The sequence below is a fragment of the Dictyobacter aurantiacus genome, assembly GCF_003967515.1.
Classification (GTDB): Bacteria; Chloroflexota; Ktedonobacteria; order Ktedonobacterales; family Ktedonobacteraceae; genus Dictyobacter; species Dictyobacter aurantiacus.
In genome coordinates this window covers 2783435-2807572 of sequence record NZ_BIFQ01000001.1, presented here as the reverse complement: position 1 = coordinate 2807572, position 24138 = coordinate 2783435, and the positions used below count along the sequence as shown (strand labels likewise).

Genomic DNA, 24138 nt, shown 5'->3' with positions numbered 1-24138 from the left:
CAGGATCAGAGGAACGTGACACTATATCAAATAGAAGTACGAGCAGTCGCGGATCGTCATGACGTTCACGCGCACCAGCTCGTTCATGAAATATTACAGCTACCAACCAAGCATCTTCCGTCCCTCGCGGAACTGTCCGCGGATACCCCACAACCTACCCTTCGTACAGCCCAGCTATATCGCATTCAAGGAGACCTGAGTACCGCGCAGATTGATCAGCTGATACAACAATTGCTGGTTGATCCGGTAGTACAGGAGGCGACCTATACAGCAGAGGGCCAGACTACTAGAAACACAGAGACAGGTCATATTGTCGATGTGTTTTTTCATGCCGGTGTCACCGATACGCTGGCGGAAAGCGTGATGGCGGGCGCGCAGATGGTGGGGATCACAGAGATTGAAGCTGTCGAAACCGGCCGCCGCTATGTGCTGGATGGTCGCCTCAGCGAGGCGGACGCCCACAGCATCGCACAGTCCTTATTATTTAACGCCGTCATTCAACACTATACGCTTGATCCCTTCCAAGGTTCCGCGACAGCGCAACCGACCCATGACCTGCCGCCGGTCACTGCAGCACAAGCGGACGGCCAGACAACCGATATTAGCAGCACGGATCACGCGCAGCACGCGGTACGTACTATTTTTCTCTCCGGTATGAACGATGAGCAACTCATGGAGGTCAGTCGGGCAGGTCTGCTCTCTCTCAATCTAGAAGAGATGCGCACGATCCAACGACATTACCGGGATCAAGGACGCGAGCCAACCGATGTCGAGCTAGAGACACTGGCCCAGACATGGTCGGAGCACTGTTCCCATAAGACATTTAAAGCCACCATCCAGTATCGCGAGGTAGATGCGCAGGGCCATACGATCGAGAGTGAAACCATTGAGGGGCTGCTCAAGCGTTACATCGTCAGCGCGACCGACGAGGTCAAGCAGGACTGGCTGGTGTCGGCATTCAGCGATAACGCCGGAATTATCCGGCTGACCGATACGCAGGATGTGGCCTTTAAGGTTGAGACGCATAACCATCCATCAGCCATCGAGCCGTTTGGTGGCGCCAACACGGGCGTCGGCGGCGTCATTCGCGACGTCGTAGGCGTCTCGGCACAGCCCATCGCCTGCACCGATATTTTATGCTTTGGTCCGCTGGACACACCAGCCGACGAGCTTCCGGCCGGTGTTCTAACGCCCCGGCGCATCGCCAGCGGAGTCGTCAACGGCGTCCGCGACTACGGTAACAAGATGGGCATCCCGACCGTCAATGGAGCCATCCTTTACCATCCCGGCTATACGTATAATCCACTGGTCTTCTGCGGTTGCCTGGGCATCCTCCCTCACGGGAGCCATCCCACCACGGTTGAGCCCGGCGACCTGATCGTTTCGCTGGGAGGACGTACCGGCCGCGACGGCGTGCATGGTGCGACCTTCTCATCCGGCGAGATGAGCCTGGAGATCAATACGCAGGCCGGGACCGCCGTGCAGATCGGTGCTCCCATCACCGAGAAGAAAGTTACCGACGTCATCATCCAGGCGCGCGATCGCCGCCTGTATCACGCCATTACGGACTGCGGAGCCGGTGGCTTCTCATCGGCCATCGGTGAGATGGGCTCCAAAACGGGGGCCCGCGTCGAGCTCAGCAAGGCGCCACTGAAGTATCAGGGGCTGGCCCCCTGGGAAATCTGGCTCTCCGAGGCACAGGAACGTATGGTGCTGGCTGTCCCACCGGCCCATCTTGATCAGCTGCTAGAGATCTGCGCCATTGAAGAGGTTGAAGCCAGCATCCTGGGCACCTTCACCAGCGACCACCGCCTGACCCTGACCTATAATGGACAGGTTGTGGCCGATATGGATATGGAATTTCTCCATGATGGTCTGCCAAGAAAAACGCTGGACGCGGTATGGAAACAGCCCGAAAAGAGAGCTGCCGACAAAACCGGTATAGATAGCGAAAGTCATGTACCCCAGGGTGTAACTGGCTCGCTCGCCCCCACACTACTGGCCCTGCTGCGCCACCCCTCGATTGCTTCCAAAGAAGAGGTCGTGCGGCGCTACGATCACGAAGTACAGGGCGGCACGGTGCGCAAGCCGCTGGTCGGACGCGCGGGCAATGGTCCAGGAGACGCGGCGGTCCTTCAGCCATTGATTGAGGAAGATCCAGACTCAAAAGCTGGCGTTGTCCTTTCAAACGGCGTTAATCCGCTCTATGGCAAGATTGACCCCTATCATATGGCCGTCAATGCGGTAGACGAGGCGCTGCGCAACCTGACCGCCGTAGGCGGCGATGTCACCCACGCCGCAATCCTCGACAACTTCTGCTGGGGCAATCCCACTGATCCAGAGCAACTGGGTCTACTGGTACGAGCGGTCAAAGGCTGCCACGACGCGGCGGTCGGCTTCGGCACCCCATTTATTTCAGGCAAAGATAGCCTGAACAATGAGTACAGGGCCGATGGGCAACGCTTCCCCGTCATTCCTACGCTGGTCATCTCAGCGGTCAGCGTCATAAAGGATGTCACGCCAACCGTGGATATGGCATTGAAGACGCCAGGCAACCTGCTCTACCAGGTAGGTGGAACACGCAACGAGATGGCGGGCTCACATTATGGAGAGTTGATCGATACTGATTCTTTCGCCCGGCTCTTCCCCGTCACCAGGGTGCCCCACGTTCGGATCGCGCATGCGCGGCAGACTATGGCTACACTTGGAGAGGCGATTCGGCGCGGGCTGGTGCGCAGCTGCCATGATCTATCTGAAGGTGGGCTGGCCGTGGCGGCCGCGGAAATGTCGCTGGCTGGAATGCGGGGAGCCACCCTGCACATCAATCGCTTCGGCCTGCAGAGCGCGGATGGGCTCTCAAGCAGCGCCGTCGCCATCGCCAAACTCTTCAGCGAATCCGCAACGCGCTTCCTGGTAGAAGTGACACCCGAACAGCTAGGGGCATTTGAGAACTACATGCATGCTAACGGAGTCGAGGAGCTCTACCGTATTGGTAGTGTCACTAACACCTCGCGCTTCATTGTTCAGAATGGAGAAGAAGAGTTGCTCAACGTTGGCATCGACGAGCTGCAGACATCCTGGAAGGGAGGGCGGGCATAATGGGCGCATTACGTGCATTGGTCTTACGTGCCCCGGGCATCAACTGTGATCGTGAAACGGCCCAGGCCTGTCGGTTAGTCGGTTTTGAAACCGAGCTCATGCATATCAACCAGCTCATCAAGTCACCTGAGCAGCTGCTTGAGTACCACTTCCTGGCCATCCCGGGCGGTTTCTCATATGGAGACGACCTGGGGGCCGGAACATTGCTGGCCAAAAAGCTGCAGCTGCACCTGGGGGAGCAGCTCAAGCAATTTGTCGCCGAGGGCCGCCCGGTTCTGGGCATCTGTAACGGCTTCCAGGTGCTGGTACGGCTGGGGCTGTTGCCCGGCAATCAGTTTGATGACGCTCCACGGGCCACGCTGACCGAAAACGAACTGGCCCGCTTCGAGTGTCGCTGGGTCACCCTGGTGGCGCAGAAAAGTCCCTGTATCTTCACGCGCGGTATCGAACGAGCCATCGAGCTGCCGGTCGCCCATGGTGAGGGACAATTTGTACTGGCCGGGGACCTCGCCAGCCTGCAGGATCACGGCCAGGTACCGCTGGTCTACGCCAGCAGCGGTGATGGCGACCAGGAAGTCAGCTATCCCGACAATCCTAATGGCTCGCTCGGCAACGTCGCTGGCGTCTGTAACGCGCAGGGCAACGTTTTTGGCCTGATGCCACATCCCGAGCGCTACGTCAACGCCCTGCAGCATCCACAACGCCGGGGACAGAGCAACGATCAGGGTGACGGCCTGTTGATCTTCCAGAATGCCTACAGCTACGCGCAAACGCTGCTACAGCGGGGAGAAACGTCCACCGCTCAAGCCAGCGAAAAACCGGAGGCCATCTCGTATGCCTCCAGCGGAGTAGATATCGAGGCCGGTGAAAAAGCGGTACGCCTGATGAAAGAGGCGGTGCGCGCCGCTCAGGGTCCCAACGTGCTGGCCGGGGTCGGCGCCTTCGCCGGCGTCTTCAGCGCCCGCGACCTGCGCAAAATGGAACATCCGGCGCTGGTCGCCTCAACGGACGGCGTTGGAACCAAGACGCTGCTCGCAGCGCAGGCTGGTCGCTACAATACGATCGGCTTCGACATTGTCAATCACTCGATCAACGACCTGCTGGCCCAGGGGGCGAAGCCGCTCTTCTTCATGGACTACCTGGCCGTCAATAAACTAGATCCCGAGAGGGTCGCAACCATTGTGCGCGGCGTCGCCAATGCCTGCCAGGAAGCGGGCTGCGCGCTGCTAGGAGGCGAGACCGCCGAGATGCCCGACGTCTACGCTCCAGGCGCCTTTGACCTGGCCGGCACCATTGTCGGCGTCGTCGAAGAGGACGAGGCCCAGAATGGTAGCACCATCGAAGTAGGAGATGTGATCCTGGGACTCCCATCCAATGGATTGCACACTAACGGCTACTCTCTGGCTCGCCGTGTCTTCGCGAAGCATTCATTGGATACATTCGTGCCCGAGCTGGGTGAAACACTGGCGGACGCGCTGCTGCGCCCCCATCGCAGCTACCTGCGCGAGATCACACTGCTGCGAGAATACCTGGCGGATCGTGGTCGCTACATCAAAGGGGTGGCGCATATCACCGGTGGTGGATTCAAAGGAAATATTTCTCGCATCCTCCCGGTTGGCATGCAGGCCAACATAGACACGCATACCTGGACCGTGCCAGCACTCTTCCAACTGATCGGTCGCCTGGGCAACATCAAAGCGGAAGAGCTCTATCGCACCTTTAATATGGGTATCGGTATGGTCATCGTTCTGGCCCCCAAAGCGGCGCTGGAAGCGCGCAGCCTCCTGCCAGAGCTGCAGACCATCGGCACCATCACCCGTGGCGAAGGAGTCTGCATGAAATTTTAAGTGTTTTTTCTCGCGCCGCCTGCGGCGGCGCGAGAAAAAACACTTAAAATTTCATGTTACGTAGCTCCTATTCATCGTAGTAGGTCAGGGTTTTCGAGAAAGGATATCCCAATATGACCAATAGTAACGCTCTCTTTGGTTCTCTGCTGACCGAAGGCAAGACCAAGAAGATCTATGCCTATCCTGAGGACGACACCCTGGTCTATATGGTTGGCAAAGATCAGATTACAGCGGGCGATGGCGCGCGCCGCAATGTTATCGCAGGTAAATCGCGTTTGAGCACCATCACAACCGCTAACGTTTTTCGTCTGCTCAATGAAAATGGTATCTCCACCCACTTCGTCAAGAAGGTCGATGATACCACCCTGCTGGTCAAACGTTGTGATATGCTACCAATAGAGCATGTGCAGCGCCGCATCGCCACAGGATCATATCTCAAACGCCATCCCGAGATCAGTGAGGGGACACGCTTCGATCCTGTCCTGATTGAAACCTTCTTAAAGGATGATGCCCGCCACGATCCACAGATCGAAGCCAGCGATATCATCGCGTCTGGCATAGCCAGTGCCAATGAGATCGATTGGATGGCTCGTGAGGGGCGACGCGTCTTCGACGTGCTGGAGCGGGCCTGGCGCAGCGCCGACGTCACACTCGTCGACCTCAAGATCGAATTTGGCCGCGACCCACAGGGGAATATGATGGTTGCCGACGTCATCGACAACGACAGCTGGCGCCTCTGGCCCGGTGGCGACAAATCACGTATGCTCGACAAACAGGTCTATCGTAATCTCCAGGATGTCACGCCCGCGGCACTACAAGATATCGCGGACCGCTATGCGCTGGTGGCAGATCTGACAGGGAAGTTAAAGGTCAACTAAATAAAAAAAGACCTCAGACTCATATAATTATTGGGTTACATATCTTGCATAAGCAGAATACGAGGAGCCGAGTATGGAGCGACTACACGACGCTTGCGGAATAGTAGGGATCTATATGCCGAAGGGCGACGATAGTCTCGACGTGCGGCGTTACATTACCCTGGCATTAACCGCCTTACAACACCGGGGGCAGGAGAGCGCCGGCATGGCCGTCTACGACGACAACGGCCAGGTTGTCCACCGCGTTGGAATGGGAAAAGTACGCGAAGTCTTTCAAGATTCAGGCACGAGCCTGCCAGAGACCTACTGTGGCATCGGACACGTGCGCTATTCAACCACGGGCTCAAGCTGTGTGGAGAATGCCGGCCCATTCGTGGTTGGTGAGCGCAGCGGTCAATACGACACGATCGCGCTGGCTCACAACGGCAATATCGTCAATGGCGATACACTGCGGGAACTCTTCCCCAAAGAGATGTTGAGATCAACCACGGAGAGCGAAATCTTAGCGCTTATGCTGCTCTATGCCCAGGGCAAGACCCTGCGTGAGCGCATGATCGAGACCTTTCCCGCCTTGCGCGGCTCCTACAGCCTGGTGATACTGGCCGAAGGTAAGCTCTACGCGATGCGCGACCCATGGGGCATGCGTCCGCTATGCATTGGCCGCATCGGCAATAGCTGGATCGCCACCTCCGAATCCTGCGCTCTCGACCGCATGGGTGCAACCTACATACGTGAGGTCGAGCCGGGCGAATTTATCACCTTCGACGAAGATGGCATGCACTCAGAACTACTGGTCAAAGCCCAGAAAACCTCTCTCTGTGTCTTTGAACATATCTATTTTTCTGATGCCACCAGCCGCCTCAACGACGCTTATATCTATAATGTACGCGAGGCCCTGGGACGTGAACTGGCCCGTGAGCATCCCGTTGAAGCTGACCTGGTCGTGCCCGTACCCGACTCGTCGATACCGGCCGCCCTCGGCTACGCCAACGCCTCCGGGATCGCCTACAGCCAGGCCATCATCAAGAATCGCTATAGTGACCGCACCTTTATTAAACCGGATCAGCGCCTGCGCCAGCTGGAAGTGGATCTGAAATTCAACTTTGTGCAACCCAAAGTTGAAGGGAAGCGCCTGGTGATCGTCGATGACTCAATCGTGCGCGGCAATACGATGAAGCGCCTGGTCTCGGCACTGCGCAATCGCGGCGTCAAAGAGATCCATCTGCGCTCGAGTGCGCCGCCGCTGCGCCATCCTTGCTACTTCGGCATCGACATTCCCCAGGAAGAGGAACTGATCGCCGCCGGGCGCACCGTGCAAGAAGTGGCGGATTATATCGGGGTCGATAGCCTGGGCTACGTCAGCATGTCGGGGTTGGGGCGAGCCATTCAAACGGCTGAAACCCCCAATCTGCATCCCGATGATAAAGAGGCCATGGCCTTTTTGAACAAAGAGTTCTGCTATGGCTGCATGGAGAAGCAGGGCTGGCCCTTTGATCCCATTGCGGCGGCAAAGCATGGAGCTCAGCCAGCCACTTTTTTCCCAAGGGATACAGCGATAAAAGGACAATAATCAATCAAGGTGGTCGTTGCCATGCCGTTCCGGCATGGCAACGACCACCTTGATGTTGGAGGTATATATTTTATGCGTGTATTAGTGATTGGGTCGGGGGCGCGCGAGCATGCGCTGGTCTGGAAACTGGCGCAGAGCCCGCGCGTCACGAAGATCTATGCGGCCCCGGGCAATCCTGGGATGGGGCCCTACGCGGAACGCGTCGCTCTGGGGGTCAACCAGTTGCACGACCTGGCCTCATTCGCCGAGAATAACGCGATCGATTTCACGGTGGTGGGTCCCGAAGCGCCTTTGATTGAAGGGATCGTCGATCTATTCCGCCGTCGCGGCCTCAACGTCTTTGGTCCCGATAAGGCCGGGGCCGCTCTGGAGGGTAGCAAGGCCTTTACCAAGGAACTGCTGACGCAGGCGGGAATCCCAACGGCTCAGCACCAGACCTTTAACGATTATACAAAAGCCAGAGCTTACCTGGATCAGCATGGTGCTCCCATCGTCGTGAAGGCGGATGGCAATGCAGCTGGCAAGGGAGCGATCGTCGCCCTTGACATGGAGACGGCGCAAGAGGCACTGAAACAGATGATGGTCGATCGCGTCTTTGGGTCCGCGGGCGATATCGTGGTGCTTGAAGACTACCTGGAGGGCGATGAGATCGGCGCCACGGCCATCTGTAACGGGACCAGCTTTCTGCCCCTGGCTCTGTCCCAGGATCACAAACGGGCGCTGGACAACGACCAGGGTCTGAACACCGGTGGCATGGGCGTCTTTACCCCGCTACCGTTTGTGGACGCGGCCACCAGTGAGCGCATCTATAATGAAGTGATCGCCGCCACCCTCAACGCCATGCAACAGACTGGCGTCAACTTCACCGGCGTCCTCTACTCAAATATCATGCTCACGGCCAGCGGTCCGAAGGTTATAGAGCACAACACCCGCTTCGGCGATCCCGAGACGCAGGCCTTCATGCTCTTATTGAAAGAAGATATCCTGAATGTACTCGAGTTTGCCTCTGGTCGCCAGGTTGATCCAAACGCGCTCTGGTATCCGGGTTCGGCCGTCAGCCTGACGCTGGCCTCGGGTGGCTATCCCGGCGGCTATCGCTCCGGTCTTCCTATCAAGGGTATCGAGGAGGCCAACAAACTTGAGGGGGTGCAGGTCTTCCACGCGGGAACTGCCCTGAAAGATGATCAACTGGTTACCGCTGGAGGCCGCGTCTTGAGCGTGGTGGCGCGTGGCAACAACCTGCAAGAAGCCGTCGATCGCGTCTATGACGCCGCCAGATACATCTCCTTCGAAGGGATGCACTATCGCAAAGACATCGCCCACCGTGGGCTTGAAGCTATAAAGCACTAGAGGATAACAAGGGATGAGTGGTATTGAACATAGTAGCCAACCGTCGCACAGCAAGCCGGTCGAGCCCCTGCGCGTGGCCGTACTTATTTCGGGCAGCGGGAGCAATCTGCAGGCATTGATCGATGCGGTCGAAGGCCGGCAACTGCCTGGCGTTGAAATTGTGCTGGTGATCAGCAATAAGGCCAGCGCCCAGGGATTGCAACGCGCGCTCAAACATAAACTGCCGGCGGCCTATATTCCCTGGAAGAAACGCGAGGAGGCGGAGCAGCAGATTCTGTCACTTCTCCAGCTCTTCCGGGCTGACCTGATCGTGCTGGCGGGCTGGATGCGCATCCTGAGTGCTGAATTCACCTCTCAATTTCCACAGCGCATGATCAACCTGCATCCCGCCTTGCTCCCCGACGATAGCGGTGATACATATACCACCAGCGATGGCAGCGTGATCCCGGCCCTGCGCGGTCTGCACGTCATCGAGCGGGCCATCGAAGCGGGTTTGAAAGTAACCGGGAGCACCGTTCATTATGTGATCCCGGCGGTCGATGCTGGTCCAGTCATCGGCCGCGCCGAGGTAGCGATCGAGCCTGGCGATACTCCTGATACCCTGCAAGAGAAGCTCAAGAGCCAGGAGCATCGCCTGATCGTGGAGGCAGTGCGCGCCTACGCCGAGCAGGTCCACCTTGTCGCCCCCGCCCAATAACAACGTTTTCGAGAAATCGGACGGGAGGTCCGAACATATGAGGAGCGGATCGGGCGTGAAGGAGGGGTTTCGGCCCAACCAATGAGGTGGAGTTGGTCTGAGGGTTGGGTAGTTTCGACGGTGGTTTGTTTGCCGTGAGGGGTCAGGGACCCGATGACGATGCTGCTGGCAATACCCCGGCTGCCCGGGGTGCGATTCTGGACCACATAGTGCTGGTTATCGTGCGAGAGGATATCACCGGCAGTATAGGCAAACTGGGGGAAATCGCTGCTGCGGCCAGAAGCGGCGATACTGATGCGCGTCAGCGCTGTGCCATCGGTGCGAATGGTCCAGAGTCCATTTAGTTCCTCATCACGGGGATCAAGTGTGAAACTGCTAGCATCGAACGTGTAGCGCAGATTGCCAACCACGAAGAGAAGAGTTGTCGGGGAGATAGCGCGCACATAGGTAATCGCGCTGTTGGACAAGCTATAGATGACGCGCGCACTACCACCGTGCAGAGATTGGATCTGAATACGCGCGGGACCCGTCTGGGCGGTGCCCTGACTATCGCTGGTCGTGGTACATGTACTGGTGATCGCAGAAGCATTATCAGGCGTCACATCCATATCCAGACAGCTGCAAGGATCGGGTGTCGTCAACAGCAACTTTAGATTGGTGGCCTGCCGACTCTGATCCAAACTGACGTCTCGCAAAAGATAGAGATTGAAACGATCCCGTAGCGGAAAGGGACCCCCACCACCAATTCCTGTCAGCGACTCGGTCATATAAAGGCTGTGGTTACCGGCCCACTTGAGAGGCTCATAGCCGGACTGGTCAGCAGTCTGGCGCAGCACCAGGCGTAACGTTCCCGTGCGTAGATCTATGCTGTAGGTACTGATGCCGTTGTAGCGCTGATTCTCATACGACCGGTCGAACACCACATAGCGCTGATCGGGCGACAGCAGAAAATTCGAGATAAAGGGAGCGCAATAGAGAGTCTGCAGATAGCTGCCATCAATGCGCACCAGTTGTAACGCCTGCCGCCCCTGATAGGCGCTACGCTTCAACAGAATCCACTCACCATCCGGCGACACACGCGCATCGACCGTATAATCGTCGCTATCGAGCCGCACCAGCGTAGTCTTTTGTCCGTTTACCGGATCGTAACGCACCAGGAATTGCTGACCGGCACGCATCAAGATGTAAACAACATACTGATGGTGCTCCCTGGCAGCCAGGGCAGGCATAAATGCGGTCCGCGCGCTGCCCGGTGGCGGACAATTGCTGCCACTGGCTTTAGTCTGCATTGGCTGTGCATCGGCACTAGATTGACAGAAGCAAGTAACAATCAATGCACATGCCACATACGCCAGAATGAACGGGGAACGAAACATAGACCGCTGCTCCCTGTAAAATAAAAGATCGAACAAACATTATCCGCTTAAAGGCATTTAATCTCCTTTTACATTATAAACATTGATAATAATGCACCTTTGGTCGTAAAGATGGCCTCGTTGGTGGAACATACACGCCCTGGCACGGAGTCGCTTCGCGACAAGCCGGGGCGAGCCCGGCACCTACGGTGGGGGGCATGCCGCGTGTGGTGAGAGGGCTCAAAAATGGGTATAGCTGCGTTTAAACTGACACTATTTTTGTGTTTGAATCGTAAAACCTCTGTATAGATCACCATACTACAAATGGTATTATGAAACATAAAAGTGATAGTAAGTCATTTTAGCGAAACAAAGCAGGGTTCCATGGCCTTGTAAGTGATAACAGCACGGCAAGCAGAAAGGAACGGCACAATGACAACATCACAAAATCCATTGGTGATAGGCATTTTTCAAGAAGAGGCTAAGGCCAAGCAGGCTCTATCGGAGCTAAATGCAGCCGGATTCGCCAAGGATCAACTCGGACTTGCGAATACCAGCGGAGAGACAGCTGGTACCAATCTAGGATCAGAGTTGATGAAATTCGGTGTGCCCCAGGAGCATGCAGGTTATTATCATAATGCCTTCCAGTCTGGTCAGCATGTAGTCTCTGTACGTGCCGATGGTCGCGAACAAGATGCGGCTCGTATCCTCGGCAATTACGGCGCTACGGGTCTCAATAGTGATCCCAATGCCGGTACTGCTATGCCCAATAGCGCTTCTCAGATGGCCTCATACAACACCTATGCGGACCCATCGCAGAACACAGCTAATCAGCAGCAGTACAATCAACAGTATAACAATCCCAACTACAACGCGACCGACATCGACATGGCTAACCAGCAGCAGTATAACAGTCCTAACTATAACAATGGAGGTATGAACATGGACAATCAGCAACAATATAACGATCCCAATTATAATAACACCGATGATAACTACGATCGGAAAGATCGACGCCAGTACAACGATCCTAATAATCAAAACTATAACAACCAGCAGCAGTATAACGATCCTAATAATCAAAACTATAACAACCAGCAGTATAACGACCCTAACAACCAGCAGTATAACGACCCTAACAACCAGAACTACAACAACCAGCAGTATAACGATCCCAACAATCAGCAGTATAACAACCAGCAGCAGTATAACGATCCCAACAATCAGCAGTATAACAACCAGCAGCAGTATAACGACCCCAACAGCCAGTATAACGATCCCAACAGCCAGAATTATGGCAATCAGCAGCAGTACAATAATGCTGGCTATGCTAACAACCAGGGTCAGTATAATGATCCGAACCAGAGCTTCAATCAGGGGCAGTATGATGATCCCAATGCAAGGCGTGAGCGCCGCGAAGAGCGTCGCGAAGAGCGGGACAATTTCTAGCAAGCTGGTATCAGCAGGCTGATATGATAAGCTGCTGATGCGTCAAAAGCACCATATAAAAAGCAGGGGCGCCACTGTCAGATCATAGTGGCGCCCCTGCTTTTTATATAAACGGGGCGTAAAACCCCTGTGTTTTAACCAGGGGATAAAAGCCCGTTCCTTTTGGGGGCGCGATGGGCCAGGGCTAGGTATACTGTTCCATTTTTACATGGAATGTGCTACATTGTAACGCATGAGTACACAGAAACGCGCCTATAAATACAGATGCTACCCGACCGACGAGCAAAAACAGATGCTTGCTCGGACGTTTGGCTGTGTGCGCTTTACGTACAACTGGGCGTTGCGCCTCAAAACAGATGCCTTCTATAAAGAGCAGACGCGCCTGTACTATAAAGACCTTTCTTCACGGTTGACCGATCTCAAAAAACAGGATGAGTACGCCTGGTTAAACGACGTGTCCAGTGTCCCCGTCCAACAGGCCTTGCGCCATCTCGATAAGGCCTTCATCACGTTCTTTGAAGGTCGGGGGAAGTACCCCAGGTTTAAAAAGAAACGGAGTAAGCAATCGGCGACCTACACGTCAAACGCCTTTACGTTTCGCCATGGAGTTCTCACCCTGGCAAAGATGCAAGAGCCACTCGCTCTTGTGTGGTCGCGCCCCTTGCCAGAGGGGGCAGTTCCTTCCAGTGTCATCGTCAGCAAAGATGCCGCAGATCGCTATTTCGTTAGTCTCCTGGTAGAGGAGGACATCGCTCATGGACCGCCCTGTGAAACCACCATTGGTGCCGATCTCGGGTTGAAATCGTTCGTGGCGCTCTCGGATGGAGAAATCGTGGGAAACCCTCGCTTCTTCCAGAAAGATGAGAAGAAACTGGCGAAGGCCCAGCGTCGCCATGCGAAGAAGCACAAAGGGTCCAAAAACCGAGAGAAGGCGCGGCACACGGTGGCCAGAATCCACGCTCGGATTGCTGATCGTCGTTCAGACTTCCTCCACAAACTTTCTACCCGTCTGATCCGTGAAAACCAAACGATCTGCGTAGAAAGCCTTGCCGTCAAGAACATGGTCAAGAATCGTTCTCTGAGCAAAGCGATCTCGGATGTGGGATGGAGTCAATTTGTGACCCTGTTGGAATACAAAGCAGACTGGTACGGTCGAAATCTGGTCAACATTGACAAATGGTACCCATCCAGTAAACGCTGTTTTGATTGTGGGCACATTTTCGAATCCCTCACGCTCGATGTACGCCACTGGACGTGTCCAGAATGCGGTGTCCATCATGACCGAGATCTCAATGCGGCAAAGAATATCAGGTCCGTGGGGCTCACGGTCCTCAATGCCTGTGGAGAGGCCGTAAGACCGGGGGCGGTGAAAACCACCTCTGGCAAGACTCAGCGAAGCAGGAAACCCAAGAAGTGATTCTTGGAATCCCCCGCCTTTTAAGCGGGGGAGGATGTCAATGATACGCTATTCCACATGAACGCCCATACGTTCCAGGAAGCGACGGCTGATCTCGGCGCGATGTTTGATGGGCATGCGACCCGGGATAAAATGCGAATCTGAACCGGTAGTTCCCAACAGATCGTGCTCCTCGACATAGGCAACATAGGTTTTGACCATATCCTGACTATGATAAGGATGATACATTTCGATGCCGTCAATAGGGATCTCGGCGCGTAGTTGATCGAGCAGGGCCGGATCATAAAAGGTAAAACCGCCCTCGCGGCGGCCGGGATGAGCAATCAGGCAGACACCACCACTACGATGGACCGCCTCAACGGTCTCGGCCATATCGCAGCGCACGGAATAAAAGCCGGCCTCCTTCACCTTTTGCACACCAGCATACCAGCTCGGCACGTGTCCATGCTCGCGCAGCAGCATGGCATTGTCCATCTGATAAAGGAGCTTGCCGCCGTTGGCCGCTAGCAGTTCTTCCTGGCGTGGAAAATCATAGCCCATGCGACGCAGATTTTCGTTTATTTCGTAGGTGTTCTCTAGCTTGCGCTTCGCGATCGAATCTGTCAGGGTAACCAGCTCGTTGTGCTCAGGATCAAAGCCATAGCAGAGCATGTCACCCATGCGACCATTGCCAACGGGACCGTTCCATTCGGTGCTCATCTCAACGCCAGATAACACCGGTAACTGTTGGGCCGCGCCAAGCGCCTGTATTTCAGCCACTTTATCAACACGGTCGTGGTCAGTCACAGCAACCAGGTTGAATTTTTCCTTAGCTAGAAAATCGATCACCTGTTGGGCCGGCCAACGTCCATCACTATAAGTCGTATGCATATGCAGATCAATGGAATCATCGGGACGTAACGTTACAGTTGTAGTCAGACGAGGCAAGATTAACTCCTTTTAAAAAGAGATGATAGACAGTAGATTAAATCCGATACTCTTCTTATTTATAATCGTACCACAGATCGGTTTAAGGGTTGAAATATGTATTCTCACTCACCGCCTGCGGCGGTGAGTGAGAATACATATGATTTGCGGGGACTTGAGCATGCTCCCAGCAGGCTTGCCCGCACCCCGGCAGGGAGGACCCGGCCCCCCTTTCTTTTTCTGTTTTAGTGGCCGCTGAGGCCGAAGTCGATGGGGATGCCAAGGAGGCTGAGGAGGGCGACCAGTAGAGGGGCGACGAGCAGGGCGGGAAGCATATTGGCGACTTTTATGCGTTTGATGTCGAGGATGTTGAGGGCCAGGCCAACCAGGATGACGCCGCCTACGGCCGCTAACTCGATGACGCGTGGCTGCTGTGCCATGCTGAGGTGAGGGTCCGACACCAGTAGCGGCTTGACCAGGCCGGCGAGCAGGGAGATACCACCCTGCACAACTAAGATGGTGGCACCAGCGAAGAGGGTGCCGATGCCAAAGCTGCTGGCAAAAATAATGGCAGAGAAACCATCCAGCACTGCTTTGATGGCGAGCAGGCGATAGTCGCCGGTCAAACCGTCATTGATAGAACCAAGAATCGTCAGGGGGCCAACGCAGAATTGTAGACTGGCAATCACAAAGGCTGTAGTAAAGTTTATGTTATGTCGACTCTCGTCGGCGCGACTAAAGCGCTTTTTCAGCCAATCGCCCAGCCAGTTAATTCTGCGATCAATATCGATCAATTCTCCAATGACAGAACCAATCACCAGGGCGAGCAAAGGAATTAAGGCGTTGCGAGTCGTGATGCCTGATGAAATGCCCATCACGATGGTGATCAGGCCGATGGCAGCGATGACGATGGTTTTGATACGGTCAGGCAGGCGCTCGCCGATCAGCAGTCCCAGCACCCCACCGACCATCACGGTAGCGAAATTAATTAATGTTCCCGTCATAAAAAAAAATAGTCCTCCAGGATATCATAATCTTCATGCATTGCGAGCCGCGCACTCTTCAGCGTGGCGAATACGACTCACAATGGATGGATGGCTGGAATGGCTATCCTCATGGGCGAGAATTTCGTTGATATTCGCTAATCGCACCATGGCGCTCTTAAATGCCTGGTGCAGGCCGGTTGTACGCAGGGCGAACTCATCCGCGCGATATTCCATCGAACGGCTATAGCTATTCATAACAGAAGTCGTTATTACCCAGGATAGCACACACAGGCACAAAAGAAAGGGGACCGTTGCGCTATCGGAGAAGCCATCAAACAGATAGATCGGAATATCCACCAATCCCAGCATCAGCATAGCAATCAGATAATAAGTGACCAGGCGCACACCCGAGCGGGCAAAGATACGTTTCCAGATATCGAAGGAGACGTGGTGCGCCAGTTCATGGGCCAGGATAACCTCGATCTCATCCGGTGAGAAGCGCTCCAGCATCGTATGCACAATGCTGATCTGGCGCGTCCAGCCCCAGCCAACTACGAAAGCGTTGGGCGCTACTTTAGATCCTGGTTTGGTCAACACATAGATGCCACGCACTGAAGTTGATAGACGCTGCATCAGTTGCTGCAAACGCTGTTTCAGTTCTCCATCAGCCAGCGGTGTCAGGGTATAGGTGCGCGCCAGGATAAACGGTTTACATTGCTCCCAGCCGATATCCAGTAGTAATTGCAAGCAGACGAAGCCGCACCACCACCAGTCCTGCAGCGTCGCGTACAGCAGGTAGATGACCTGCACCAGCACCGCCCACTTGACGACCAGTTGTCCCTGGGCGCGGCAATGGCGCAGAAAACAGACGCGCCACGAAAAACTCGGCAGGCGATGATAACGTTTAAGACCGCAATCAATATAGCTGTAAAGTGGCAGATAGATAGCCTCCAGACACAGCATGCACAGCAGGTAGCTCAAAAAGATTGGCACGGGATACCAGTTTATCACTGGCTGCCAGAGCAGCAGCCCTATACAGCGGTGCCATAAAGAGATCAACAGTCCCACCAGGCTGCTAGAGTGAACAGGATCGATACAGATGAGAGAACCCAGGAGAAAGGCAAAGGGAAGCCCTAACAGGCGTACCAGCATGCCGCGTGCCGCACGATAGGCGCGCAGGCGTTGTTGCCGTTCAGCATTAATCTGTTGCACAGCAAGACCTTTCCATAAGAGAGATTGGTGAAACTATCACAGTTATAAGGGGCCGCTTGCTTTAAGCTGCTCAACCCTAAGAGATGCTTGCTAAGACAACTATAGCATATAGCTTAGTTAAAAGGGATAGCTCAGGCGCTGGCAGGAGGCGGTTAACCGCCTCCTGCCAGCGCCTGAGCTATCCCTTTTTGAAAACTCACAGGTTTCTTACAGTTAGGTCACATTGGTTATGCCGATGAGGTGTGCATCTGTGGTACAATAGCGTCGATTCAATCTACAGCTATCTACGACCAGACGCAGATCCGATATTATGCAATTTTAATTTTTTCCAGATACAACGTTTCTGATTATTTCGCGATATGGAGGGTGATGACCGATGTTGGAACAGCAAGATCTATTAGGGGGCCTCAATCAACCTCAGCAGGATGCCGTTACGACGACGGAGGGGCCGGTATTAATTCTGGCGGGGCCCGGTAGCGGCAAGACACGCGTAATCACCCATCGCATTGCCTATCTTGTTCGAGAGCAGCAGGTTTCGCCCTGGCGCATCCTGGCCGTTACCTTTACGAATAAGGCAGCCCGCGAAATGCGCGAGCGCATGGAGAAGCTGGTCGGGGCCAACGAATCTAAAGAGATGATGATCGGCACCTTCCACGCCATCTGCGCCCGCGTGCTGCGCACCGAAGCCGAGCATCTGGCCCCCCTGGGGCTCTCGCGCTCATTCGTCATTCTAGATACCGACGACCAGCATACCTTACTCAAAAGGGCCATCAAAGAGCTTAATCTGGATGAAAAGCAATATCGTCCCACCACCATTCAGGCTCTGATCTCACGCGCCAAAAACGACATGCAGGGGCCCGACCAGATGGCCGAGATGGCCACCAAATATGTCGAAGAGGTTGCCGCACGCGTCTACAAAGAATATCAAAAGATGATGCGCAAGAATAATAGCGTCGATTTTGATGATCTGATCATGCTGACTGAGCAGCTCTGGAGGCGCGAACCTGAAGTCCTTAAGCGCTATCAGCGCCGCTGGCACTACATTCACGTTGATGAGTTTCAGGACTGCAATCTGCCACAGTATAAGCTCATCCGTCTGCTGGGTTATGGGACCGATAGCGAGCATAGCGGCCTGGGCAATGTCTGCGTGGTGGGCGACGATGACCAGATGATCTATACCTGGCGCGGCGCCAGTGCCGAGAACGTACTACGCTTCGAACGTGACTTTCCCCAGACCAGAATCCTGCTATTGGAACAGAACTATCGCTCCACCCAGACCATCCTGGACGCGGCGCAGGGCATCGTCAAGCGCAACAGCCTGCGCAAGGATAAGAAGCTGTGGACCGCGCAGGGCAACGGCGAAAAGATCGTTGTGCACGAAGCCTACAATGAGGAGCAGGAGGGCCTCTACACGGCGCAGGAGATCATACGCCTGCTGGCCCGTGGCGAGATTGATAAGCGCACCGATGTCGCGGTGATGTATCGCACCAACGCCCAGTCACGCGCACTGGAAGAGCAATTCCTGCGCATGAACATCCCCTACAAAGTGATCGGCAGCCGCAAGTTCTATGATCGCAAAGAGATCAAGGACATGCTGGCCTACATGCGCCTGCTGGCCAATCCCAATGATGACCTGAGCCTGCTACGCGTCATCAACGTTCCCAACCGCAAGATTGGGCCCAAAACAGTGGGAGAGCTGCAGCAGTGGGCCAACCAGCAGAGCAGCTCGCTCTACCGGGCCCTGGAAAGCATCGAGCATCATCCCACGCTGGGCAAAGCGGCCAAAAGCGCGCTGGAAACCTTTTACAAGCTAATCAACGACCTGCGAGGAGCCATCGATGAGCTGCACCTGCCCGAGCTGCTGGACCGCATCGCCGAGCGCAGCGGCTATGGTCCCGAGCTACGTATCGCCTCCGAAGGCGAGGAACTGGACCGCTGGGGCAACGTCCTGGAGCTACGCCGCGTGGCCGAGGACTACTCCGAGATCGAGACCAACGCCGCTCTGGAGCTCTTCCTGGAGAACGTCGCCCTGGTCGGGGGCGCCGATACCGTGCAGTCTGGTGAAGACGGATCGCTGATCCAGGAAGAAAATACCGATGCCGTAACCCTGATCACCCTGCACGCAGCCAAGGGGTTGGAATATCCCGTCGTCTTTATCGTTGGCATGGACGAGGGTTCACTGCCCCACTCGCGCTCGATCGATAAACCTGAACAGGTAGAAGAGGAGCGCCGCCTGGCCTATGTCGGCTTTACCCGCGCCATGAAAAAGCTCTACCTGGTACGGGCGCGCCGCCGCTCACTATTTGGAGAAACGCAGTATACCGAGCCCTCACGCTTCCTGGCCGATATTCCAGGCAAACTGATCATCAAACGTGGTGGGGCCGCGGCTCAGCAAGCAAGTAGTGGACAGGGTACAGCATCGCGCAGCCGCCAGCAGGGATATCGGGAACACAGTTGGGAAGACGACATTAACCAGGATCCATATGGAGAGAGCGGGGGCCATGTCTTCGGTCGGGGCAGTAATAGTGGCAATGCGGCCACGCGCAGCTATTCCTCGCTCCCCTCGGCTCCCAGAAGCAGGGGCAACATGCCCACAGGAAGCGGCTTCAGAGGCGGCGAATCCGCTAATCAGAAGTCCAGGGTACAGCGCTTCAAGCCCGGTGATCGCGTGCGCCACAACATCTTCGGAGACGGCATCATCTTGAAAAGCGAGATGGAAGAGGGCACAGAATTCGTAGAGGTACAATTTCCCGGCAAGCACGGCAAGAAACGTCTCAGCCTGGACTTCGCGCGCCTGGACAAGCTTTCCTGACGCGCTCAACAGCACCATTCAGGTAATAACCATGGAACAACAGCAACCAACCGAAACAACTGAATCCTCACCGCTGCTCAACGGGAATCGTGAACTGGCGGTCCTATATGCCATCGCGGGCTATCTCAATCGCCAGGTAGATGTCCATGACGCCTTGCAAGAGGTGCTGGCCCATGTCACACGGCTGCTGGGGCTGCGCACAGGCTGGGTCTGGATCTTCGACGACGCCGGTGAGCCCACCGTCGCCGCCTCACAGCATCTTCCACCCTACCTGGCCGATCATCCCGAACGCATGTGCGGCTCCTGCCTGTGCCTCGACACCTTCATGGGGGGCAGCATGGAGGGAGCCTCAAACATCAACGTGCTCCGCTGCAGCCGCCTCAAAAACGCCGAGCGCGACAGTGATCCCAGCGCCCTGGGACTGCGCTTCCACTCCAGCGTCCCCGTCTATGCTGGCTCGGCCCTATTGGGAGTATTGAACGTCGCCAGCGAGGACTGGCGCGAGCTACGGCCCGACGAACTGCAACTCCTACATATTATCAGCGACCAGATCGGGTTGGCGCTGCAGCGGGCGCGTCTGTCGGCCGAGCATACGCGGGCGGCCGCACGCCTGGCCACCACCGAGGAACGCAACCGCCTGGCCCGCGAGATCCACGACACCATGGCCCAGGGATTGGCCGCTATCGCCTTACAACTGGAGACCGCCGACGCGCTGATCAAAACGAAGCCCGAGCGTACGCACGAGGCCATTCAACGTGCCCTCAGCCTGGCACGCCATAATCTGGAGGAGGCCCGCCGTTCGGTCATGGACCTGCGAGCCGCTCCGCTGCAGGAACATACGCTACCCGAAGCCCTGGCCGCCCTGGCTACCGCTGAGCCATTTCCTGTTGTACAATACAGCTGCACGCCAATGCTACAGTTTCCCGCCCTGCCAGCACGTATCGAAGCGGGCCTTTATCGCATTGCCCAGGAAGCGCTGACCAACGTTCGCAAGCATGCCAATGCCAGCAACATTATAATGCGGCTCAGCGCAGAAGAGCAATGGATCAATCTGAGCATTCAGGACGATGGAGAAGGCTTCGAAACAGATAACGTACCCGGCAATACGGGTCACTTCGGGCTGACAGGAATGGGAGAACGTGTGCGCATCTTAGGCGGCAGCCTTTGTATTTTCAGTGAGCCAGACAAGGGCACATGCGTTGAAGTATCCGTGCCCTACTAATTGTTCGGCACTCACCGCCTCGTGGTCCAACAATAGAGCTGAAAGGCAAAATAATGATCCGTATCATACTGGCAGATGACCACCCCATCGTCCGCGAAGGTCTGCATACCCTGTTGGAGACACAGCCCGACTTTGAAGTAATCGCCGAATGCGCAAATGGAGACGAAGCCCTGCAAACCGCCGCCCGCCTCAAGCCAGACATGCTGCTTTTGGATCTTGAAATGCCCGGCAAAGACGGGGTAGAAACCATGCGCCAGCTTTCACAGATGCCCCAACGACCACGCGTCATCGTCTTCACAGCCTTTGACGACGATGACAGAATCATTCACGCGCTCCAGGCCGGGGCCGACGGCTACCTGCTCAAAGAGGCACCACGCGACGAGATCTTCAAATCAATTCGCATTACCATGGAGGGAGGCTCCATGCTGCAACCACTGGTCGCCTCCAAGCTACTGCGCCATGTGGGACAACAAAAGGCCACCCCGCGCCTGGCAAACGCCATACCACAGGTCGAAGAGTTAACAGAACGTGAATTAGAGGTATTGCGCCTGCTGGCACAGGGTATGCCAAATAAAGAGATCGCCTCTCACCTGATCATCAGCGAACGCACCGCCAAATTTCATGTCAGCTCAATCATGAGCAAATTAGGAGCAACCAACCGGACAGAGGCAGTCGCCCTGGCCGCCCAGCGAGGTCTCATTAACCTGAACGAATAAAAGGCGGCCAGACTGCACCTGAATCATAAAAGCGCATCCTAAAATACGCAGATCCTCTTTCAAGCCATTCCTAATCTCGTAATTACTAGCGCGCACCGCGCTGCGCGTTAACCGGACAATAAGAAATTTAGGCTAATTTTCGCGAGAAGGCCTGAACTCCGAAACAACATGATATACAATACCACATAGTCATAAGCGACTAGATCGATAGTTTTCTGTCCCTTATCAATGGAAAATTTGCATTTACCAATCAGGAATTCCATTGTTAGCTAAGAAATGTCAGGACAGCTGAAGATGCTCAATTCACGCTTCACAGCTTTTATCGCGGTCATTCTGCTTATTGGCGTTGTCTCATTAGTAACCATTGGAATTGTGTTCGCAATAGGACCAACCATCACACATACTTCCGGCCTGGAACACGACGCTGGGACCATCGTCAGTATGAATCCAGACCACAGTTTTATGCTGAAAACGGCCAACGGCACCATTGAGCGCTTCCAATGTAATGAACGCTGTATTGCGGGAGAATCGCATATGCGTCGTCATTTAAATGAGCATGCGCATACTGATGTCTATTTCATGCGCGTCAACAACATGTTGCTGGCGATCGATGTGGACTAAAAGATAAGAGCAAGCTCCAGTGGTGCCGCCTGCGGCGGCACCACTGGAGGGGGAGAGGCCAGGGGAGACCCCTGGACCCCCCACAGGGGCTAGCCGCCCCTGTGAACCCCGCAGCACAAATGTAGACGCTCGTATATTTATTCGTGTGTGGTCAGGATGTGAGATTGTGATGAACGATTCAGATAGAAGATATTTACCAGCCCAGCAGAGGCATAATCCAACACTCGATCATGGAGAGGTTGTGATCATTGGCAACGGCATCGCAGGCCTGACGGCCGCGATCGAAGCTCGCCGTCTCGCGCCCGAGAAGCGCATCGTAATCATAACCGATCAGATCCATCCCACAATCAATACACCTGCACTCAAACAATTTGCGGTTGGTAAACTTACACGCGAGCAATTGCTGGCTTATCCTGCGGGCACCGAACGCACGGAGCGTATCCATATAGTGAACTCGCGGGTAACAGAGATTCATGCCCAGAGCAAATACGTCACCCTGAGCGGTAACCGTGGATTCGGTTATGATAGCCTCTTGATCGCCACCGGTAGTTCTCCCCTGGGACTACCCAGGAACACCCCGGGCCGCAACTTCGATGGGGTGCTCACCTTGCATCGCCTGCAGGATTACCTCGACTTACGACGGCGACTGGGTGAGGTCAGTGAGGCGGTCGTCATTGGTGGCGGCGTACACGCCATCGAGACCGTAATGGGTCTACTCTATTGGGGTATCCATGTCCACTGGCTCATTCGCGGCAAGACCTTCATGGGCAAGGTACTGGACGATTATGCCTCTGAGATCGTGCTGAACAACGTTCGCCGGTCCGGTGCGACTGTCCACCTGGAAACCGAAGTCACGGGCATTGTGGGGCGTGTAGGAGCCGTAGCGGGGGTAATTACGAACCATCAAGAGATGCTCCCCTGTCAGATAGTCCTCTCCTGTACAGGTACGCAGGCCGCAACCCAGCTGGCCGTAAGCTGTTCGGTCCCTATGATGCACAAAAACGGTATCATGGTAGACGACAAACTGCGCACCAGCGTACGCGATATCTATGCCGCAGGAGATGTGGCCGCGCTCAAAAATCCACAGACCGGCAACTACGAGCCACGCGCCCAATGGTATGCTGCCGTCGCCCAGGGCCGCATCGCCGGCTCCATGATGGTGGGACACAAAGAGCTGGCTCAGCAGCCATTCGGGGTCCACTGGCATGCCACCCACCTGGGAGAGCTCTCAATGCTCACGGTCGGTGAACCGATCAGCAAAGATCCGCGTCTGACAACCCTGACCGACACCAGCCAGGGTGGATATCGACGCATGACGATGTTAGATGATCGACTGGTGGGCTATCTCTCGCTGGGTAACGCCCAACCCGACAGCCTGGCCATCAAGCGGCTGATGGACGAGGGGATCTCGGTCCGCAATATCGTCAAGCCCCTGCTCAAGGGCCAATTCGACTCGCGCGCCTATCTCTCACATCAACGCTCACGGGCCACCAGAAATCTGATCGAGCAAAAACTGCCCATCTTGCTAAGAGGTGAAGAGAAACGCGCACCTATAAACGTGCCCGGAGCGGGTGATTACCTCACATCGCCCGAGCCCCGGCAAGTAAGTCAACGCGTGCCCGCGCAGCTACCGACGCCACGCCTGCCGCAGACCGGTCCATTAACCCAGCGGGTCATAGAGCAGGCCGCCAGCAGAGCAGCCATGCCAGTCATCCACAATGAGGACGAGATCAATCCCTTTACCGGCAACCTGCCAGACGTCTCGCTCAGCGGAAATGAAAGCATGATCGTGATGGCCGACAATGATATTACCCGGCAACCATATATGAGCCCGGAACGGCCGCTAGTAGATGGTCCTGTCACACCGCCCAGGGGGCATCGGTTCCCGCTAGACGCGCGCGAGCCAGCCATACCGATACGAGAAAACGAAAAGAAACAACTCCACTATAAACTATGGGCCTATATTGATCAATCGCAAGATATCGATTAAAAACAGGGCCG

General features: G+C 55.5%; 17 protein-coding genes. 13 read left to right on the top strand and 4 right to left on the bottom strand.

Going from position 1 to position 24138, the window contains the following annotated elements; all coding sequences use genetic code 11:
• The first annotated feature begins 15 nt into the window (after positions 1 to 15).
• From purL to purN, 6 genes are all read left to right on the top strand, one after another.
• On the top strand, positions 16 to 3099 hold the full coding sequence (gene purL / locus KTT_RS11275) for a phosphoribosylformylglycinamidine synthase subunit PurL (protein ID WP_126596070.1): 3084 nt from the start codon (positions 16 to 18) through the stop codon (positions 3097 to 3099).
• Positions 3099 to 4946 carry a phosphoribosylformylglycinamidine cyclo-ligase gene (gene purM / locus KTT_RS36710; RefSeq protein WP_126596069.1) on the top strand — a complete coding sequence of 616 codons (1848 nt, stop codon included), beginning with the start codon at positions 3099 to 3101 and terminating at the stop codon, positions 4944 to 4946. Before purL ends, purM begins: the two co-directional genes overlap by 1 nt.
• Positions 4947 to 5059: 113 nt before the next feature.
• Positions 5060 to 5824 (top strand): phosphoribosylaminoimidazolesuccinocarboxamide synthase, encoded by a 765-nt coding sequence (locus KTT_RS11265; protein WP_126596068.1) that lies wholly within the window; start codon positions 5060 to 5062, stop codon positions 5822 to 5824.
• A 73-nt stretch (positions 5825 to 5897) separates the two neighbouring features.
• Complete coding sequence (gene purF, locus KTT_RS11260) at positions 5898 to 7394, top strand: amidophosphoribosyltransferase (RefSeq protein ID WP_126596067.1); 1497 nt, start codon at positions 5898 to 5900, stop codon at positions 7392 to 7394.
• Between the two features lie 72 nt (positions 7395 to 7466).
• Positions 7467 to 8744: a phosphoribosylamine--glycine ligase gene (gene purD, locus KTT_RS11255; RefSeq protein WP_126596066.1), complete on the top strand. Its 1278-nt coding sequence runs from the start codon at positions 7467 to 7469 to the stop codon at positions 8742 to 8744.
• 13 nt (positions 8745 to 8757) lie between these two features.
• Positions 8758 to 9441, top strand: coding sequence for a phosphoribosylglycinamide formyltransferase (gene purN, locus KTT_RS11250; RefSeq protein ID WP_126596065.1), 684 nt, complete (start codon positions 8758 to 8760; stop codon positions 9439 to 9441).
• On the opposite strand, the gene KTT_RS11245 is transcribed toward purN, so the two are convergent.
• A complete protein-coding gene (locus tag KTT_RS11245) occupies positions 9402 to 10817 on the bottom strand; it encodes a TolB family protein (RefSeq protein WP_126596064.1) in 1416 nt (471 codons plus the stop codon). The genes purN and KTT_RS11245 overlap by 40 nt on opposite strands.
• Positions 10818 to 11228: 411 nt before the next feature.
• Here KTT_RS11245 and KTT_RS11240 point away from each other — a divergent pair, with 411 nt between their 5' ends.
• Entirely contained in the window at positions 11229 to 12245 is a 1017-nt protein-coding gene (locus tag KTT_RS11240) for a hypothetical protein (RefSeq protein WP_126596063.1), read from the top strand.
• 232 nt (positions 12246 to 12477) lie between these two features.
• Positions 12478 to 13662, top strand: coding sequence for an RNA-guided endonuclease InsQ/TnpB family protein (locus KTT_RS11235; protein ID WP_126596062.1), 1185 nt, complete (start codon positions 12478 to 12480; stop codon positions 13660 to 13662).
• A gap of 48 nt (positions 13663 to 13710) precedes the next feature.
• On the opposite strand, the gene KTT_RS11230 is transcribed toward KTT_RS11235, so the two are convergent.
• From KTT_RS11230 to KTT_RS11220, 3 genes are all read right to left on the bottom strand, one after another.
• The gene (locus tag KTT_RS11230; RefSeq protein ID WP_235845673.1) at positions 13711 to 14589 is read right to left on the bottom strand and encodes a PHP domain-containing protein; all 879 of its coding nucleotides are present in this window, start codon (positions 14587 to 14589) and stop codon (positions 13711 to 13713) included.
• A gap of 224 nt (positions 14590 to 14813) precedes the next feature.
• A complete protein-coding gene (locus tag KTT_RS11225) occupies positions 14814 to 15572 on the bottom strand; it encodes a DUF554 domain-containing protein (protein ID WP_126596061.1) in 759 nt (252 codons plus the stop codon).
• A 33-nt stretch (positions 15573 to 15605) separates the two neighbouring features.
• The gene (locus KTT_RS11220) at positions 15606 to 16766 is read right to left on the bottom strand and encodes a M48 family metalloprotease (protein WP_126596060.1); all 1161 of its coding nucleotides are present in this window, start codon (positions 16764 to 16766) and stop codon (positions 15606 to 15608) included.
• A gap of 376 nt (positions 16767 to 17142) precedes the next feature.
• Here KTT_RS11220 and KTT_RS11215 point away from each other — a divergent pair, with 376 nt between their 5' ends.
• From KTT_RS11215 to KTT_RS11195, 5 genes are all read left to right on the top strand, one after another.
• The gene (locus tag KTT_RS11215; RefSeq protein WP_126596059.1) at positions 17143 to 19578 is read left to right on the top strand and encodes an ATP-dependent helicase; all 2436 of its coding nucleotides are present in this window, start codon (positions 17143 to 17145) and stop codon (positions 19576 to 19578) included.
• A gap of 31 nt (positions 19579 to 19609) precedes the next feature.
• A complete protein-coding gene (locus KTT_RS11210; protein WP_126596058.1) occupies positions 19610 to 20800 on the top strand; it encodes a GAF domain-containing sensor histidine kinase in 1191 nt (396 codons plus the stop codon).
• A 53-nt stretch (positions 20801 to 20853) separates the two neighbouring features.
• Complete coding sequence (locus tag KTT_RS11205) at positions 20854 to 21516, top strand: response regulator (protein ID WP_126596057.1); 663 nt, start codon at positions 20854 to 20856, stop codon at positions 21514 to 21516.
• Positions 21517 to 21810: 294 nt separating this feature from the next.
• The gene (locus KTT_RS11200) at positions 21811 to 22137 is read left to right on the top strand and encodes a hypothetical protein (RefSeq protein ID WP_126596056.1); all 327 of its coding nucleotides are present in this window, start codon (positions 21811 to 21813) and stop codon (positions 22135 to 22137) included.
• A gap of 169 nt (positions 22138 to 22306) precedes the next feature.
• On the top strand, positions 22307 to 24127 hold the full coding sequence (locus KTT_RS11195) for an NAD(P)/FAD-dependent oxidoreductase (RefSeq protein WP_126596055.1): 1821 nt from the start codon (positions 22307 to 22309) through the stop codon (positions 24125 to 24127).
• Positions 24128 to 24138: the final 11 nt, after the last annotated feature.